This window comes from Pedobacter sp. Leaf41 (assembly GCF_001422545.1).
Taxonomy (GTDB): Bacteria; Bacteroidota; Bacteroidia; order Sphingobacteriales; family Sphingobacteriaceae; genus Pedobacter.
In genome coordinates this window covers 19050-36490 of the sequence record NZ_LMLE01000004.1, presented here as the reverse complement: position 1 = coordinate 36490, position 17441 = coordinate 19050, and the positions used below count along the sequence as shown (strand labels likewise).

Here is a 17441-nt window from a genome sequence, read left to right as displayed (position 1 = left end):
TAAACACTATTTTCTGTATTTTCAAATATTATTGAAAGTTTAAATAAAAAAATAAACCCATGACTGTTAGCCATGGGTTTATTTTATTTTCTTCTTCTTAATATTTTATCTATGGCTTGTTCTGTTACGGTTTCCATTACCTTGTAACCAGCAAAATTTGGATGTACTCCATCTTCAGTATATTCGGCTTTTTGTCCATTTCTTTCGTCTACCAATGGCGTCCAATAATCCAATACAGTAAAACGGTTGGCTTTTGCATAGGCAACAATTTCATCATTGAGAGAAATAATCTGATCTGCTACGCCTTTTAAATTTTTATTCCACGGATACTCGTAAATAGGCAAATATTTGCAGAGAATAACTTTAATGTGATTTTTCTTGGCCAATTCTGCCATTGATTTGATGTTGTTTAGTACCGTTTCATTACTTACGTGCCCCTTGTTTCCAGCCAAATCATTGCTACCTGCTAAAATGATAACTACCTTCGGTTTCAGGTTGATAACATCCTGCCTAAACCTAATTAATAATTGGGGAGAGATTTGTCCGCTTATTCCTCTATCTATATAGGGGTTGCGCTTAAAATATTCGGGATCTTTCTGTTTCCAGAATTCGAATATTGAACTACCTAAAAACACTACTCTTTTCTCGCCCTTTGCTGCCGGGGCCAACAATTCGTTTTCTCGCTTATATTTGGAAAGCGCCGCCCAATCGTCGGAAAAGTCTTCTTTTTTATTTGGATCGGATTGTTGGGCAAATAAGGTTAAAGAGCTTAAGCCAAATAGGAATATTAATATCTTAATTTTTATTAACATGGGATGTTGTTAATCAATTTACTTTTGCTCTTCTCTCGGGCCTCTTTTATAGATTACCAAACCATTTAAAAAATTACGCAAAATCTGATCTCCACAGGGCTTGAAATTTTCATGGTCTTCATTCCTAAAAATATCGCCCAATTCGGCTTTTGTAACTTTAAATCCCACCAAATCACAAATGGTAATTATGTCTTCTGTTTTTAATGACAGTGCTACCCTTAATTTTTTTAATATATCGTTATTGCTCATATTTTTTTTTAATTATTGAATTTTGAATAACAGAATTAGGGATGGATTTTAATTACTGAATTTTGAATGAGTGAATAATACACTTAACTTTACAACATTCAACCTTCAACATTCAACCTTCAACCTTCAACATTCAACCTTCAACCTTCAACATTCAACCTTCAACATTCAACCTTCAACATTCAACCTTCAACATTCAACATTCAACCTTCAACATTCAACCTTCAACATTCAACCTTCAACMTTCAACCTTCAACATTCAACCTTCAACATTCAACATTCAACATTCAACATTCAACATTCAACCTTCAACCTTCAACCTTCAACTAACTCGCTATCTCCAGTTTTAATTTCTTTCCTTTAATTTTCTCGCCAGCCAATGTGCGCATCAATTGATCAGCTTTTGCTCGCTTTACAGCTACATAGCTGGTGTTATCTTTCACTTCTATCAGTCCCAACTCCTCTTTGGCAAGTCCACCTTTTTGCAAGAATAAACCTACTATATCTATTTTATTAACTTTATCTTTTTTTCCGTGAGCCAAATACAAGGTTACCCAATCACTGGCTTCTGGAATAGCATAATTTTCTTTAAGCTCTTCTTCTTCTATGTTCTCAGGAAGGTACTTATAATTTTCTTCAGGGGTAATTACGGCATAGGCAGTTCCCGTCGCATGCATCCTGGCTGTACGTCCATTTCGATGAATATAGGCATCTTCAGTATAGGGCAGCTGATAGTGAACGATGTGTTCAATTTCAGGGATATCGAGCCCACGGGCGGCCAAATCTGTTGTAATTAAAATTTTATGACTGCCATTTCTGAATTTCAAAAGCGCTTTCTCCCGATCAATCTGCTCCATTCCGCCATGAAAAACATCGTGTCCCAAACCATGCTCAAACAAAATATCACTAATTCGATCTACCGTTTCACGGTGATTACAGAACACTAGCGTATTTTTATCCCCTATCTTACTCAATAACCTAAATACGGTTTCCAACTTATCTGCCGCTGGTGCTGTTACCTTTTTTAATATTAAATCTGGCTTGGCTTGCAAGTTTTTTGAAAAATCGATATCTACAGGGTTTTTCAATTTTACAAAAGCAGGAATTTCCTCCATTTTTGTAGCCGAAGTAAGAATGCGCTGCCTCAAAGATAATAGCTTACCGATGATGTAAGACATATCCGATTCGAAACCAAACTCCAAAGATTTATCAAACTCATCCAGAACTAAATTTTCAACGAAAGATTCATCAAAATTCTGGTGTTCCAGATGATAAGCAATCCGACCTGGGGTACCGATTAATACAGCCGGTGGATGAGTCAGATTATTCTTTTCTACCCGTACGGCATGGCCACCATAGCAACAATTAACCTTAAATGGAGTTCCCATTTGTTTAAAAACCTGTTCGATTTGCAAAGCAAGTTCTCTTGAAGGAACCAAAATCATCGCTTGAACACCTTTAACTTCAGGTTTTAATTTTTGCAGCAAGGGCAATAGAAAAGCCAATGTCTTGCCAGATCCGGTTGGCGCAATTAGCAATACATCGTTACCGGATCTTACCGCCTTTAAAGCAGCCTCCTGCATCTCATTAAGCTTGGTAATATTTAATCTTTTTAAGGCGTCCTCTATCATTTCGCCAAAGATAAGCATTTCGATTGGCCCTGATAAAATTCAATTAGAACTTAAATAGCCTAGATTTAAGTTTTCTAATAGCAGAAAAGCTGAAACGTTTTTCCAATAACATTAACATGCTACCACGTTTGGCCATTGATGAATTAACTTTTTCCGTTACAAGATCAACAGATGATTTTAGTCTATCAGTTAAATCATCCGCAAATTTATTGGCTCTGCTGTTTTGCAAAAGCTGAAGTTCATGAATTAATTCTGCGCTCATAATCATTGATTTTTAATATAAAATGTAACAAGTAAAACGTCCGTTAAGTTGTAATTAATATAAATCAATTGATATTAATCACACTTAAAACACTTAACTTGTTGAAAACTAAGTTTTTGTTAACAAATAAATAACCTAGCTTAACATCAATTTAATTTCTAGCTCCTATTTTTATATAAACCCAAGTACCATTTGTGCCAAAGGGATTCCTTTGGAATTAACCTTAAAAAACAATTTAGTGTATGACCTGGAAAAAATTTAGTGGAGAAATCATCCAATCTTCTATCCTTGAAGAAGTAGAGCAAGCCATTATCCGAGAAACAGAAAATGGCTACAAACTGAAAGTCTGTATCGGAACCGATTCGCAAGTTAAGGGACTGACAACCGATTTTGCAACCGTTATCGTACTGCTAAGAGAGCATCATGGCGGATTCATGTACATCCATCAAGAAAAAAGCACTCAACAAGTGGGTATCAAAGAAAGAATGTTGATGGAGGTTCAAAAATCAATCGAAACCGCTTATTCTATTTGCGATTTGCTGGATATTTATGATGTTGCTCTGGAAGTTCATGCAGATATTAACACCAATCCTTCTTTCAAATCGAACAAGGCACTGAACGATGCCATGGGATATATTTTGAGTATGGGTTTTATTTTCAAAGCCAAACCTGAAGCATTTGCCAGCTCTACCTGCGCAGATAAAATGGTACACTAGTTTTGCAAAGAAAATTTATAAGAGTATCTTTAACATAAATCATTTTGTATGAAGAAGATCTTACTTTTATTATTTCTGGCTTTTTCGATTAACACATTTGCGCAGACAAGCGATGAAGGCTCGTACACAAAAGTTGGCGATACAGCTCCAACTTTTACATTCGAAATCGAAAAAGGTAAAATTGTAGATTTAGCCGATTTTAAGGGTAAATTAATTTTAATTAACCTTTTTGCCACCTGGTGTCCACCCTGCAATACCGAGTTGCCACTGGTGCAAAAACAAATTTGGGATAAGCATAAAAACGACAAAAACTTTCAATTTTTTGTATTTGGAAGAGAGGAAGGATGGGATAAATTGATACCTTATAAAGCGAAACGAGGTTTTACATTTCCTATTCTTCCTGATGTAAACAGAAGTATTTTCAGCAAATTCGCAAAACAATCTATCCCTCGAAACATTTTGATTGATCAAAATGGGAAGATCATTTATCAATCTATTGGCTATGAAGAGAAAGAATTTCAGCGCCTGGTAAAATTGATCGATGATAAATTAAATGCTGCATCCAACACAAAATAACGCTGAATGTGTTTATGTATAAAAATCTGATTTGAAATTACATAGGACAGAATTCACTCAAAAACTTCCCATTAGCATAGAAAAAGCCTGGGATTTCTTCTCTTCGCCATTAAATCTGGCAGAAATTACGCCAGCTGATATGACTTTCGATGTTACTTCGCCTAATATGGAGAACACAAAGATGTATCCAGGTTTGATTATCACTTACAAGGTATCACCGCTTTTGGGAATAAAGCTCGATTGGGTGACGGAAATTACCCACGTAAAAGATCTGGAATATTTTATAGATGAGCAGCGTTTTGGGCCGTTTGCCTTTTGGCATCACCAGCACCATTTTAAACCAATAGACAGCGGTGTTTTAATGCATGATATTTTGCATTACAGCGTAGGTTGGGGGCCAATCGGTAATGTAGCAAATGCAGTTGTGGTGAAGAACAAAATCAAGGGTATATTTGATTTTCGTTACCAAAAGGTAGAAGCACTTTTTGGAAAACCATAACCTACCACTTCTTGGTAGAAATGGTCTTTTCTTTTGCAGGTAATGGTGCTTTTTTATCTGTAGCCAAATATTTTTTAAACGCATCACTTAATTTTGCAACTTTTGTATAGGCTGCCGCTTGCACGTCTTTCCAAGAACCTGAATTTAATTTATCGGCTTGTTTTTCGAGTGGCGTAGTAATATTTGTTTTGGCTACGAAATTACCATAGCGATCTCTTTGATAAGGAATGTAGGTAAAATCAGTTAACCAATAGCGATACTTCCCTTCCTTAACCTGGAAAGAAAGATTATAGTTCAGTTCACCGCTAGGATGACCAACAACTAAAACAGTTTTATCGATTATCAATTTTCCTGTAGCTAAAATAGAAGTATCTGTGCGCTCTGTTATTTTTAATGAATTTTTGTTAGCAGAAAAAAAATCTGTTGCCCGATCTATCAATACTGACTTATCGAGGTTTTGTGAATCAACAACTTTATAATAAATAAACTTACCATTTTCATCTTTAGAAAATTGCTTTTCCTGAGCCGAGAGCTCAATTGTTAAAAGTAAGAGAAAAATTGCGAGTGTATATTTCATATTAATGGTGTTAATCGGTACCTAAGGTAAAAAAAAGCCGCCAGTTTAGATGGACTGGCGGCTTAGTAAATATTGATTGCCTTTAGAAAGCGTAAACTGCTGCTAATGAAAACTGCCCGGCATTTGGAGCAGCCATTCCATTTTCCTTTGCAAATGGTTTAGTTCCGCTATGATCTAATCTAACTTCGGGAATGAAAGTTAAGCCTCCAGATTTTATGTTGGCTGTTAGCGTAACCGAAGTATACTTTTCACCCTCAATACCACCTACATTTTTGTATTTAAAATACTCACCTCTTAAACCCAATGCAACTGCATCTGTAAATGAATATTGAGGATATAGTGCTGCACCAGCATAACCGCCAGCATCATCATTGATATCATAGTTGGCTGCGTTTAAACCTAACTTGAACTTATCTGTAATTTGATAAGCAGTAGTTAAATCAGCAATTGTACCATAACCACCACCACCAGCACCAGATAATACATTTAAATATGCAGTCCAGCCCTCAACAGGCGAAACCATTAACTGACCACCAATACTTGATACGCCACGGGTTGCCGTATAAACATTCCAATCGTTAAATAAACCAGCCATTAAACTTACTTTATCAGAGAATTTATAGGTTGCTTTAATTCCCGCATTTTGGAAAGGGCCATTGGTGAATAAGTACGAAGTAGAGTAATTAAAATTTCCTACCGGAGATATTACTTCATAACCAATAAATGTTCCCATGTAACCGGCCGTCATCGAAAACTGATCTGTAAAATCGTAGTTTACGTATAAGTTTTGGATATGGAAAGATGATCCATCATCAGAAGCATCTAAAATTGATTGCGTTTGGCCTCTTGGTCCGAATGATAGTTCACCTACGAATGATGCTTTTCCGGTTTTTTTCTTCAAAACCAAATCAATCATCCCTAATGATACTGAATTATGATCTGATGCAAATGAAGTTCCGATATTGGGTTGTTTAGCAAAATCGTACTTAAAATAGGTATCAACCGAGCCCGAAATTTCGAGTGGAGATGTTGGCGTTTCTTGAGCGAGGGCGCAGCTAGCGCTGGCCATTGCGAAAATAGCAGTTAAAAATTTCTTCATGTTTGAGCTTTATTTGGGTTTAGATATTATTAAAAGGTTAGGCTATTGGTTCTGTTAAAGGGCTATTTTTTTCAATGTAGATAGCTCTCTCTTCCACTAACAATGTACCTTGAGAATACTTTTCATTATGCTGCGACTCATCAAGTCCCATTTCTTCTTCCTCTTCTGATACACGAATTGGTTGAATTAGGTTGATGAATTTAAAGATGATGAAAGACACCACAAAACTGAAGATGATTACGATTACGGCACCTTTAACTTGAGTAAAGAAAAACTCAGTACCGCCATACAATAAACCGTCAGCACCAATGCTGTTTACCGTTTTAGTTGCGAAAACACCTGTCAAAATCATCCCAACAATACCACCAACACCGTGGCAAGGAAATACATCCAAAGTATCATCTAAGCTTGTTTTTTGTTTCCATGAAACAACCAGGTTAGAGATTACTGATGCAATAACACCAATAAAGATACTTGAAGGAATACTTACAAAACCAGCACCTGGAGTAATGGCCACTAAACCAACTACCGCACCAATACAGAAACCCAGAACGGATGGTTTTTTGCCTCTCGCTACATCAAAGAACATCCACGATAAACCTGCCGCACCAGCCGCAGTATTGGTGGTCAAGAAAGCTGAGACTGCTAAAGAGTTTGCTCCTAAAGCCGAACCTGCGTTAAAGCCGAACCAACCGAACCAAAGTAAACCTGTACCTATTAATACGTAGGGAATATTTGCAGGTGGAACTTCTTTATGCTCTAAGTGAGATTTTCTACGTTTTAATACCAACGCCCCCGCTAAAGCAGCCATACCAGCCGAAATGTGAACAACTGTACCACCAGCAAAATCAAGAACGCCCATTTTCAATAGAAATCCTTCTGGCGACCATGTCCAGTGTGCCAATGGCGAGTAAACGAAAATGGCAAACAATACAATAAACAAAATGTATGAAGTAAATTTGATACGTTCAGCTACAGCACCAACAACCAAACCTGGGGTGATGATGGCGAACATAAGCTGGAACACAGCGAAAAGCGATAAAGGAATAGTACCCCAAGCTGGTCCAGAGTTTACACCTTGAAAGAACAAATAAGTTGAAGGATTTCCAATAAATCCACCTATTGATTCTCCAAACGCTAGACTGAAACCTACAACTGTCCAAAGAACAGTAATAACCCCCGCAGCAACTACACTTTTAATCATAGTTGATAGTACATTTTTACGGTGAACCATACCACCATAGAAAAATGCAAGACCAGGAGTCATTAAAAACACCAAAGCTGCCGAAATTAAAACGAAGGCAATATCAGGTGCACTGTATTTTCCATCGTCAAAATTTGGAAGTAAAGGAATAAATAGTGCCGCAATTGCCACAATCATTAAGACTGCGAAGGGCGCATACTGTTTGAGGGAAAATTTACTCATGTTTTTTAGTTTAATTTGTTTGTTTTAATAAATCTCTTAATAATTCAATAATTATTTCGATAAAAATACGACATATTGTAATTTTTACACCATTAAATTAGATAATTATAACAAAAACAGCAAATTTTTGTAAAACAAGGCAAAATATAACGCTAAAAATGAAACGATAACAAAAAACGACACTTTTTATAGGCGCATTTTAACAAAAATAAAATCTCCTATTTTGAAAGAATAATAAGTTTTTATCAATTTTTTGAAGAATATTATCACATTAAAGCTGCAAAAACAAAAAATCCTGTGATAATTCGCAGGATTTAATAAAAAAATTAACAAAAAGTAAATAATTAACCTAAATAAAGAGAACCTTGAACAACCTCTCTTTTTTCTAGCGCTTTATCTATATAGGTTTGAATTGCCGATTTATTTAACCCCCAATTTGGCGCAATTAGCAAATCCCAATCAGAAATCCCAAATAAACGCTGAATTACAATATCTGGTCGTAGCATCGGAATAAGTTCGCAGAGCAAATCTGTATATTCTTCCAGGGTAAAAAGCTTAAAGGGTTCTTTTTTATATTTCGCACCCATTATAGAGCCCTCTACGATATGAAGATGATGAAATTTAACAAACTTTATTTGAGGGAAACGGTTGATTTCATGAATATAGCCATGCATCATTTCTTTAGTCTCCCAGGGGAAACCAAAGATGGTGTGTACACAAAGATCGAGTTTACTATTTTCCAGAAGCTTAACCGCGGCTACAAATTCTCCATGGCTGCAGCCTCTATTAATCTTTTCTAAAGTTTCATCGTAAATAGATTCCATTCCCATTTCCAAATCAACGTCGAAACGATCGGCGTAGCTTTCCAGCAAAGCCACCTTTTCGGCGTCGATACAATCAGGACGAGTACCTACCGAAAAACCAACAATATCTTCTGTATTTACCGAAAGCGCTTCATCATACATCATCTTTAAATAATGCGTTGGCGCATAAGTATTGGTATTTGGCTGGAAGTAAACTATAAACTTATCAGCTTTATAACTGGTTCTAGCTCGTTTAATCCCCTCCTCCAATTGCTCTCTAATGGTAGGCATCTTGCGAGACGGCTCGGGCGTAAAAGAATCTACGTTACAATAAGTGCAACCACCAAAACCTTTACTACCATCTCTGTTAGGGCAGGTAAAACCACCATCTACAATTACTTTAAATACACGCTGGCCGTTATATTTTTCACGTAGATGTGTGCCGTAATTTTTATATCCCTTTATACCTAAATCAACCTGTGTTCCCATTACCGCAAAAATACACAAATAGATTTAAGTATAAGTTTTTAGCTTTTAAGTTTACATATCGATCATAAATATTAAAAATCAAAACAGTATTCCATTTGAAGGTGGATTTCCCTCTGGCTACCGTGGCAGGCAATCTTTAAGATGATTTTGTGGGTTGTGGGGTTTACTGATTGAGTTTCATACAATTGTTGAAATTAACTAAACCCGACTGTTGCGGAAATCCTTTTTATAAACCTAATAGGTTTCGGCGTAGCCGTTTGAAAACCTATTAGGCTTAAATAAAAAGATTGGAGTGAAGGCGGGACTTCCGAAACCGATGGACACAGAAACCTGCTTTTCGAATAAAAAAATAGCGTAGAGACATTATTACACAAAAAAGGAGCAAATAAATCTGCTCCCTTACCATGTTAACTTTCTAATATCAACTTTAAACTCAACCTTCTTTTGTTCTATTGATAAAGAAATATACCGGAACACCAAGTAAAACAATGATAAGCCCAGGCCAGGTATATTGTTGTTTATAAATCAAAAGCAAGATGCAAAATGCAGCACCAATTAATAAGTAAATAATTGGCGTTACTGGATATAACCACGTTTTATATGGCCTTTCTAAATTGGGTTGCTTCAATCTTAAATATATAACCCCGAAAACGGTGATCATATAAAATAGCACGATAACAAAAGAAATCATATCTAACAAGTTGCCGTATTGGCCACTCAAACATAAAACCGAGGCCCAGATCCCTTGCATCCAAAGTGATTTTTCAGGCACTCCGTTTTTATTGTTTTCAAGAGCAGCTTTAAAAAACATTCCATCTTGTGCCATGGTTTGAAAAACCCTTGCTCCTGCCAGCACGATACCATTTACACAGCCGAATGTAGAAACCATTACCAGAACAGCCATTACAATTGTTCCGATCCCACTTCCGAAAATTTGTTCGGATGCAGCAACTGCAACCCGATCATTAGCAGCAAATGCAATGCTATCTCTACCTAAGGTATTTAGATAAATGAAGTTAACCAATAGATAAAGAATCATTACTGCCGAAGTGCCCAAAACCATCGATCGGACTACGTTTTTCTTTGGATTTTCAATTTCTCCCGAAACGAAGGTTACATTTTCCCATGCTACACTCGAAAAAACCGAGCCCACCATTGCAGCGGCAATACCACCCATAATTGTCATTCCGGAAATAGATTCCCAGCCCGATTTAGTCAAATTGCCAGCCGAATCTGTTTTAAGATTATTAAAAGCATCCCAACCGAAGCTCATGTTTTCAGACCAGAAGTTGCTCTTCACCAACAGAAAACCTAAGATAATTAAGCCGATTAAAGCCACAATTTTAGATCCTGTAAAGATATTTTGCAATATTTTGCCACTTTCTACCCCTTTCGTGTTGATATAAGTGAGCAATAAGATTACACCAATGGCTAAAATCTGGATCCAGGTAATTTTATATCCACCGCTTTGAAAAATTGGAGCGGCGTCATTTAAAGCGGGTACTAAATAGGCGGTAAATTTTCCGAAGGCTACCGCAACAGCTGCAATGGTACCCGTTTGAATTACAGTAAAAAGTCCCCATCCATAAAGGAAGCCCATCATTTTACCAAAAATTTCTTTGAGGTAAGTGTATTGACCTCCTGCTTTTGGAAACATTGCAGATAACTCCCCATAACTAATGGCAGCAGCTACCGTCATTACCCCTGTAATTACCCAAACCACAATTAACCAGTAGCCAGAGCCGAGGTTTCTCATGATATCGGCACTCACAATGAAGATTCCGCTACCAATCATTGATCCCATTACCAACATCGCAGCATCAAAAAGACCTAGTTTTCTTTTCGTAGATCCCTTTTCCTGAAGATTTTCCATTTTAAATTTTTAGTTTGGTTTTTAGTTGTAGTTAGCGGCTAATTTATTTATAAAAATACATAAAGCAACTTCTTGCTTTGTATTATTTTAATGAAGATGAAATGCCTGAATGACATTTAGCCTTAAAAATGTGTTGAAAATTCCGCGCTTCAGTCATTCCTTCATTCTCTATTATTTTATTTAACCACAAGGAAATAAAATTATTATATTGCTAAACTAATAACCAAAATACCAAAATCAATGTTCTTTACTGATGAGGGTAATTTTATGAACTTGATATCAACAAACCAATAACCAAATATTAACTATGAATTTTTTACAAGACAACTTAATTTACACTATTCCGGCGTTGGGCCTAGTTGGAATAATTGTGATGATGATTAAAAGCGCCTGGGTAAACAAGCAAGATGCAGGCGATAAAAACATGCAGGAACTTGCTGGCTATATTGCCGATGGTGCAATGGCTTTTTTAAAAGCGGAATGGAAAGTTTTGAGCATTTTTGCTGTATTTACAGCGGCTTTGCTTGCCTATTCAGGAACCATTACCGAAATCAATGGTGTTCCCATGCATTCTAGCTGGATTATCTCGATTTCATTTTTAATCGGCGCATTCTTTTCTGCAAGCGCTGGCTATATCGGGATGAAATCCGCCACAAAAGCTAACGTGAGAACTACACAAGCTGCAAGGACTAGCTTAAAACAAGCGCTAAAAGTTTCGTTTACCGGCGGCACGGTGATGGGTTTAGGTGTAGCTGGCTTAGCAGTGCTGGGATTGGGTGGTTTATTTATTGTCTTTTTAAAATATTTTAATGTAGTATCGGTTAACAGCGTAGAGATGAAAACCGCTATCGAAGTATTGACCGGATTTTCGTTAGGAGCTGAATCAATTGCTTTATTCGCCCGTGTAGGTGGCGGCATTTACACAAAAGCTGCCGATGTAGGTGCCGATTTAGTGGGTAAAGTGGAAGCGGGCATTCCTGAAGATGATGTACGTAACCCGGCAACAATTGCCGATAATGTGGGTGATAATGTGGGTGACGTTGCCGGAATGGGCGCCGATTTATTTGGTTCATACGTGGCAACCATTTTAGCAACGATGGTTTTGGGCCAGGAAATAGATGTGAAAGATAATTTTGGCGGGATGTCTCCTATCCTTTTGCCGATGGTTATTTGTGGGTTAGGCATTATATTCTCTATTATCGGAACATGGTTTGTTACCATTAAAGATGAAAAATCAAATGTTCAAAATGCGCTGAACCTGGGAAACTGGTCGTCGATTATCATAACCGCAGTTGCTTCATTTTTCATTGTAGAATGGATGTTGCCTGAAACTTTGAATTTACGTGGATATCAGTTTTCTAGCATCAATGTTTTCTATGCGATCATGGTAGGTCTTGTAGTGGGTACCATAATGAGTATCGTTACCGAGTACTACACCGCTATGGGCAAAGGTCCTGTAAACTCAATTATTCAACAATCGTCTACAGGTCATGCTACGAATATCATTGCTGGTTTATCTGTAGGAATGAAATCGACGGTTATCCCTATTTTGGTATTAGCGGGTGGCATCATGTCATCTTACTACTTTGCCGGGCTATACGGAGTAGCTATTGCTGCTGCCGGAATGATGGCAACTACTGCCATGCAATTGGCCATTGATGCTTTTGGTCCGATTGCGGATAATGCAGGTGGTATTGCAGAAATGAGCCAGCTCCCTCCCGAAGTTAGAGAAAGAACAGATAATTTAGACGCAGTTGGAAATACTACTGCAGCTACTGGAAAAGGTTTTGCTATTGCCTCTGCTGCTTTAACATCCTTGGCTTTATTTGCTGCATTTGTTGGAATTGCTGGTATTAGCGCTATAGATATTTATAAAGCACCGGTTTTGGCAGGCTTATTTGTGGGCGGGATGATCCCTTTTATTTTCTCAGCATTATGTATTCAGGCGGTTGGAAAGGCTGCTATGGATATGGTTCAAGAAGTTCGCAGACAGTTTCGTGAAATCCCAGGCATTATGGAGTATAAAGCAAAGCCTGAATATGAAAAGTGCGTAGCGATCTCAACAAAAGCTTCAATCAGAGAAATGATGCTTCCGGGTGCCATTGCACTAATTACACCTATTATTATTGGATTTGCTTTCGGCCCGGAAGTTTTAGGCGGCTTGTTAGCTGGGGTTACAGTAACGGGCGTATTAATGGGGATTTTTCAGAGTAACGCTGGCGGTGCCTGGGACAATGCCAAAAAATCTTTTGAGCAAGGTGTAATGATTAACGGCGAAATGTTTTATAAAAAGTCAGAACCACATAAAGCTTCGGTAACCGGCGATACCGTTGGCGATCCTTTCAAAGATACTTCTGGCCCATCAATGAACATTTTAATCAAATTGATGTCGATTGTTTCATTGGTTATTGCTCCATACATCGCAGTTAAGGCAATCCCTGGCAATCATCAGCAAGAAGTTAAGAAAGAAATCAAGATTCAGCAGAAAATCGATGCATCTGGCAATACAATTACAGATACTTTAATCAATAGTACCGATACTTTAACACACTAACTGTAAAATCATAGAGAGATTAAGACTTAAAAGGGGTTTTTAGCAAAATCCCTTTTTGTTTTTCGCAATTTTTATTTAGGTTTACCGCTTATTATCATAAAATCAACAAACATAAAAGACTAAACAAATTATGAATCTAAAAAAGCCTATTGATGTGCTTATAGCAGAATCTGCTGAAAGTGGAGAGGGCACACTCAAACGTACACTAAGCAGTACGAGCCTTGTTGCATTGGGTATTGGAGCTATTATTGGGGCAGGTTTATTTTCTTTAACTGGTATCGCTGCTGCAGACCACGCTGGTCCGGCTGTAACCTTATCATTTGTATTGGCTGCTGTAGGCTGCGCTTTCGCTGGATTATGTTATGCAGAATTTGCATCTATGATTCCGGTTGCGGGTAGTGCTTATACTTACTCTTACGCCACCATGGGCGAATTTATGGCCTGGGTAATCGGATGGGATTTAGTATTGGAATATGCACTCGGAGCGGCCACAGTTGGTGTATCCTGGTCTGGGTATTTTAATAAACTCCTCCACGAGTTCGGAATGGAAATGCCGCTCTATTTAACAAAATCTTTTGCTGAAGTTGATGGAGGAGGAATTAACCTTCCTGCTGTTGTTATCGTTTCATTATTATCACTCATGTTAATCCGTGGTACCAAAGAATCAGCTAGTCTTAACAATATTTTGGTAATTGTAAAAGTTACTGTTGTAATTGTATTTATTGCGCTTGGATGGAAATTTATCAATCCTGCTAACCACACGCCATATATTCCAGAAAATACAGGTGTTAAAGGTGAATTTGGTATCTCTGGTATCGCAGCTGGTGCCGCTTTAGTATTCTTCGCCTTTATTGGTTTCGATGCGGTTTCTACTGCAGCTCAGGAAGCTAAAAACCCTCAAAAAGGAATGCCGATCGGTATTTTAGGTTCATTAGTAGTTTGTACCATACTTTATGTATTGTTTGCTCACGTAATGACAGGATTAGTTCCTTATTCTATCTTTAAAGGTGATGCATCTCCTGCAGCTACTGCATTTAAAGTAACGGGATATGGCTGGTTGCAAATGGGATTAATCATTGCCATTTTAGCAGGTTATACTTCGGTAATTTTGGTAATGTTGATGGGACAATCTAGAGTATTTTATACCATGTCTAAAGATGGTTTATTGCCTAAATTCTTCAGTAGTATTCACTCTAAATTCAGAACGCCATTTAAAACCAACATTTTCTTTATGTTCTTTGTGAGCATATTCGCTGGTTTTGTTCCGGTAACCGATTTAGGCCACATGGTTTCGATTGGAACTTTATTCGCTTTCTCATTGGTTTGCATCGGCGTAATGTTGTTACGTAAAACTGATCCAGATAGAGCAAGACCATTTAGAACTCCGTTGGTGCCATTTGTGCCAATTATGGGCGTAATTGTTTGTGTTTATTTAATGTCGTCGTTACCAATAGAAGCATGGATTCGTTTAGCAATCTGGATGGCTTTAGGTGTAGCGATTTACTTCTTCTACGGAAAAGGAAATTCAGTACTTGGAAATAAAGGAAAAGTGGTTACTCCAGTTGATCCTCCAAAACCAGAATTATAGAAATAAATATTTAAAGCCTCGATAAATCGGGGCTTTTTTGTGCCATTTATTTTGGTAAAGATTTTATTGATATACCTTTGCAGAAAATCAGCTACATGAACCAACCATTTTTATCGGCATTTGGTAAATACATTATTGGTATTTTATTTTTGTTCGTTATTTCTTCAAATGCTTTTGCACAACGCACTATAAATGATATCATGGATTCCACAACGGTGAATCACCTGTTAATCATCTCCAAGAAATATGGTTCATTATCATTTAGCGGTTACATGCAACCTCAGTTCCAGGTGGCTCAAACAAACGGTACACAAGCAGAATATCAGGGTGGCAATTTTGGCGAGTTCACCAATAATCGTTTTCGTTTAAGACGTGGCAGGTTAAGGGCCGATTATATGATATTGAATGATGACCAAAGTCCATCTACTTATTTTGTTTTGCAATTTGATGGAACTGAGCAGGGCGTTAATATCAGGGATTTTTGGGGCCGTTATTATGAAAACAAGTGGAAGCTGCTCCACATCACTTTGGGGCTTTCAGGCCGTCCTTTTGGAAATGAATTACAACTCTCTTCTTCAGTAAGGGAAGCACCGGAACGTGGGCGGATGTCGCAGATTTTAATGAAGACCGAACGTGATTTAGGCGTCACTTTTACCTTTAATCCAAGATGGAAAGATGCCACGCTCAAAAATTTCGTATTCGATTTAGGTGTTTACAATGGCCAGGGTTTAGCTGGGCCCGGAGAATTTGATAACAGTAAAGACGTAATCGCAAGACTAAGCCATAAACCTTATAAAATAAAAAGCGTGGGTTTATCCATTGCTGGCGGAATAAGTACCTTACAAGGCGGACTAAACCATCGCTTGCCTGTGAGTTATAAGATGGATAATCAAAATGGCATTTTGAGCATGGTTAAAGATTCGTCTGCTTCAACTATCAATAAGGTTGCTCCGAGGAAGTATTATGGAGCGGACATCCAGCTTGCAACATCAACCAAAAGCTGGAAATCGGAATTAAGAGCAGAGGTGATTTCCGGGCTTCAATCTGCAACGGCCACAACTTCGACCACGCCCGGCTCCTACCCTGTAGATAATAAATCAGTCCCATTGCCTTATTATACCAGAAACTTTAATGGCGCATATTTCACTTTTGTGCAAACCTTAAATAGCACCGATAACCAACTTATTTTTAAATATGACTGGTACGATCCGAATTCGAAAGTTAAAGGCATGGATATCTCAGCAACCAGAGGCTTAACTGCTGCCGACGTTCGCTTCGATACCTTTGGCTTCGGCTTTTTACATCACTTTAATCCACACTTTAAAGCGGTTTTATACTACGATATCATTAAAAATGAATCGACCCAAATACCAGATTATACAGACGATAGAAAAGACAATGTGTTTACTTTAAGAACCCAGTTCTATTTCTAAAGAATTTCTTGATAAGGATTTAATACAAATTGACTTACCTTTATTAAAATTGCACCCTATGAAATTCGATTTTTTAAAGTTCGACTTCAACCAGATTTTAACCACCACAATGGTTATTTTTGCCATTATCGATATTTTAGGTTCAATTCCGGTAGTAATAGAACTACGCAAAAAAGCAGGTCATATCGAATCAGAAAAGGCTTCTATCGTAGCCACAGCCCTGATGATTTTATTTCTTTTTTTGGGAGAATCGCTTCTTAAGGTAATTGGTCTTGATGTAGAATCATTTGCTATTGCAGGCTCATTTGTAATTTTCTTTATTGCAATGGAAATGGTTTTAGGTTTGACCATTTTCAAAGAAGAAGCTCCTGAAACGGTTTCAATCGTACCACTGGCTTTCCCGTTAATTGCAGGTGCAGGAACGATGACAACATTACTTTCCCTGAAGACTGAATATCAAACGCAAAACATTTTAGTGGGCATTATTTTGAATATGCTTTTTGTTTATTTCGTTTTGAAAAATACGGAGAGATTAGAAAAATTATTTGGAAAAACAGGATTAAATATTCTTCGCAAAGCGTTTGGAGTAATTTTATTAGCCATTGCAATTAAGTTGTTTAGGAATAATACGGGGCTTTAAGGATTTCTTTAAAGATTCGTCATCCTCCATTTATTTCAAGGTTCAATACCGCAAAAAAGATGATGTAGCTTCGTTTTTTATTACAAGCTAATTCGTCATTGTATAAATGACAATCCTAAAATCAAATTGTAACAATAATCTCGTATATTCATCTAAACATAAAGCTAACCAAAATGAACAGCTTTGAGGAATATACATTAATAATTGGGGCGAT

Annotated in this window: 16 protein-coding genes; 7 read left to right on the top strand and 9 right to left on the bottom strand. The window is 37.4% G+C overall.

Translation table 11 applies throughout. The features are described 5' to 3' along the window. Positions 1-83 precede the first annotated feature (83 nt). From ASE92_RS07040 to ASE92_RS07025, 4 genes are all read right to left on the bottom strand, one after another. A complete protein-coding gene (locus ASE92_RS07040) occupies positions 84-812 on the bottom strand; it encodes a GDSL-type esterase/lipase family protein (protein ID WP_157255671.1) in 729 nt (242 codons plus the stop codon). A gap of 18 nt (positions 813-830) precedes the next feature. Continuing rightward, positions 831-1061: a DUF1456 family protein gene (locus ASE92_RS07035; protein ID WP_056849414.1), complete on the bottom strand. Its 231-nt coding sequence runs from the start codon at positions 1059-1061 to the stop codon at positions 831-833. A gap of 326 nt (positions 1062-1387) precedes the next feature. Beyond that, the gene (locus ASE92_RS07030) at positions 1388-2692 is read right to left on the bottom strand and encodes a DEAD/DEAH box helicase (RefSeq protein ID WP_056849433.1); all 1305 of its coding nucleotides are present in this window, start codon (positions 2690-2692) and stop codon (positions 1388-1390) included. Between the two features lie 43 nt (positions 2693-2735). Further along, a complete protein-coding gene (locus ASE92_RS07025) occupies positions 2736-2954 on the bottom strand; it encodes a hypothetical protein (RefSeq protein ID WP_157255670.1) in 219 nt (72 codons plus the stop codon). A gap of 242 nt (positions 2955-3196) precedes the next feature. Here ASE92_RS07025 and ASE92_RS07020 point away from each other — a divergent pair, with 242 nt between their 5' ends. From ASE92_RS07020 to ASE92_RS07010, 3 genes are read left to right on the top strand one after another with little or no spacing between them, the layout of a single operon-like run. After that, complete coding sequence (locus ASE92_RS07020; protein WP_056849412.1) at positions 3197-3670, top strand: ribonuclease H-like YkuK family protein; 474 nt, start codon at positions 3197-3199, stop codon at positions 3668-3670. A gap of 48 nt (positions 3671-3718) precedes the next feature. After that, positions 3719-4246 (top strand): TlpA disulfide reductase family protein, encoded by a 528-nt coding sequence (locus tag ASE92_RS07015; protein WP_056849411.1) that lies wholly within the window; start codon positions 3719-3721, stop codon positions 4244-4246. A 31-nt stretch (positions 4247-4277) separates the two neighbouring features. Further along, positions 4278-4745: an SRPBCC family protein gene (locus tag ASE92_RS07010; protein ID WP_056849410.1), complete on the top strand. Its 468-nt coding sequence runs from the start codon at positions 4278-4280 to the stop codon at positions 4743-4745. Position 4746: 1 nt separating this feature from the next. On the opposite strand, the gene ASE92_RS07005 is transcribed toward ASE92_RS07010, so the two are convergent. From ASE92_RS07005 to ASE92_RS06985, 5 genes are all read right to left on the bottom strand, one after another. Beyond that, positions 4747-5322, bottom strand: a complete 576-nt coding sequence (locus tag ASE92_RS07005; protein WP_056849409.1) for a DUF4468 domain-containing protein — start codon at positions 5320-5322, stop codon at positions 4747-4749. Positions 5323-5404: 82 nt separating this feature from the next. After that, positions 5405-6421 (bottom strand): porin, encoded by a 1017-nt coding sequence (locus ASE92_RS07000; RefSeq protein WP_056849408.1) that lies wholly within the window; start codon positions 6419-6421, stop codon positions 5405-5407. A gap of 37 nt (positions 6422-6458) precedes the next feature. Next, positions 6459-7847, bottom strand: a complete 1389-nt coding sequence (locus tag ASE92_RS06995; protein ID WP_056849407.1) for an ammonium transporter — start codon at positions 7845-7847, stop codon at positions 6459-6461. Between the two features lie 344 nt (positions 7848-8191). Beyond that, positions 8192-9139, bottom strand: coding sequence for a TIGR01212 family radical SAM protein (locus ASE92_RS06990; protein ID WP_056849406.1), 948 nt, complete (start codon positions 9137-9139; stop codon positions 8192-8194). A 433-nt stretch (positions 9140-9572) separates the two neighbouring features. Then, entirely contained in the window at positions 9573-11012 is a 1440-nt protein-coding gene (locus tag ASE92_RS06985) for an APC family permease (RefSeq protein ID WP_056849405.1), read from the bottom strand. 307 nt (positions 11013-11319) lie between these two features. Here ASE92_RS06985 and ASE92_RS06980 point away from each other — a divergent pair, with 307 nt between their 5' ends. The 4 genes from ASE92_RS06980 to ASE92_RS06965 all read left to right on the top strand — a co-directional run bounded on the left by ASE92_RS06980 (position 11320) and on the right by ASE92_RS06965 (position 17227). Further along, a complete protein-coding gene (locus ASE92_RS06980; RefSeq protein WP_056849404.1) occupies positions 11320-13566 on the top strand; it encodes a sodium-translocating pyrophosphatase in 2247 nt (748 codons plus the stop codon). Positions 13567-13696: 130 nt separating this feature from the next. Further along, positions 13697-15154 carry an amino acid permease gene (locus ASE92_RS06975; protein WP_056849403.1) on the top strand — a complete coding sequence of 486 codons (1458 nt, stop codon included), beginning with the start codon at positions 13697-13699 and terminating at the stop codon, positions 15152-15154. A gap of 95 nt (positions 15155-15249) precedes the next feature. Continuing rightward, positions 15250-16587: a hypothetical protein gene (locus tag ASE92_RS06970; RefSeq protein WP_056849402.1), complete on the top strand. Its 1338-nt coding sequence runs from the start codon at positions 15250-15252 to the stop codon at positions 16585-16587. Between the two features lie 58 nt (positions 16588-16645). Further along, positions 16646-17227 (top strand): MarC family protein, encoded by a 582-nt coding sequence (locus ASE92_RS06965; protein WP_056849401.1) that lies wholly within the window; start codon positions 16646-16648, stop codon positions 17225-17227. Positions 17228-17441 lie beyond the last annotated feature (214 nt).

Coding starts and splice junctions, on each gene's coding strand:
- ASE92_RS06965 (WP_056849401.1), top strand. CDS start 16,646: ATGAAATTCGATTTTTTAAAGTTCGACTTCAACCAGATTTTAACCACC.
- ASE92_RS06995 (WP_056849407.1), bottom strand. CDS start 7,847: ATGAGTAAATTTTCCCTCAAACAGTATGCGCCCTTCGCAGTCTTAATG.
- ASE92_RS06975 (WP_056849403.1), top strand. CDS start 13,697: ATGAATCTAAAAAAGCCTATTGATGTGCTTATAGCAGAATCTGCTGAA.
- ASE92_RS06990 (WP_056849406.1), bottom strand. CDS start 9,139: ATGGGAACACAGGTTGATTTAGGTATAAAGGGATATAAAAATTACGGC.
- ASE92_RS07035 (WP_056849414.1), bottom strand. CDS start 1,061: ATGAGCAATAACGATATATTAAAAAAATTAAGGGTAGCACTGTCATTA.
- ASE92_RS07015 (WP_056849411.1), top strand. CDS start 3,719: ATGAAGAAGATCTTACTTTTATTATTTCTGGCTTTTTCGATTAACACA.
- ASE92_RS06980 (WP_056849404.1), top strand. CDS start 11,320: ATGAATTTTTTACAAGACAACTTAATTTACACTATTCCGGCGTTGGGC.
- ASE92_RS07030 (WP_056849433.1), bottom strand. CDS start 2,692: ATGATAGAGGACGCCTTAAAAAGATTAAATATTACCAAGCTTAATGAG.
- ASE92_RS07000 (WP_056849408.1), bottom strand. CDS start 6,421: ATGAAGAAATTTTTAACTGCTATTTTCGCAATGGCCAGCGCTAGCTGC.
- ASE92_RS06985 (WP_056849405.1), bottom strand. CDS start 11,012: ATGGAAAATCTTCAGGAAAAGGGATCTACGAAAAGAAAACTAGGTCTT.
- ASE92_RS07020 (WP_056849412.1), top strand. CDS start 3,197: ATGACCTGGAAAAAATTTAGTGGAGAAATCATCCAATCTTCTATCCTT.
- ASE92_RS07040 (WP_157255671.1), bottom strand. CDS start 812: ATGTTAATAAAAATTAAGATATTAATATTCCTATTTGGCTTAAGCTCT.
- ASE92_RS06970 (WP_056849402.1), top strand. CDS start 15,250: ATGAACCAACCATTTTTATCGGCATTTGGTAAATACATTATTGGTATT.
- ASE92_RS07005 (WP_056849409.1), bottom strand. CDS start 5,322: ATGAAATATACACTCGCAATTTTTCTCTTACTTTTAACAATTGAGCTC.
- ASE92_RS07025 (WP_157255670.1), bottom strand. CDS start 2,954: ATGAGCGCAGAATTAATTCATGAACTTCAGCTTTTGCAAAACAGCAGA.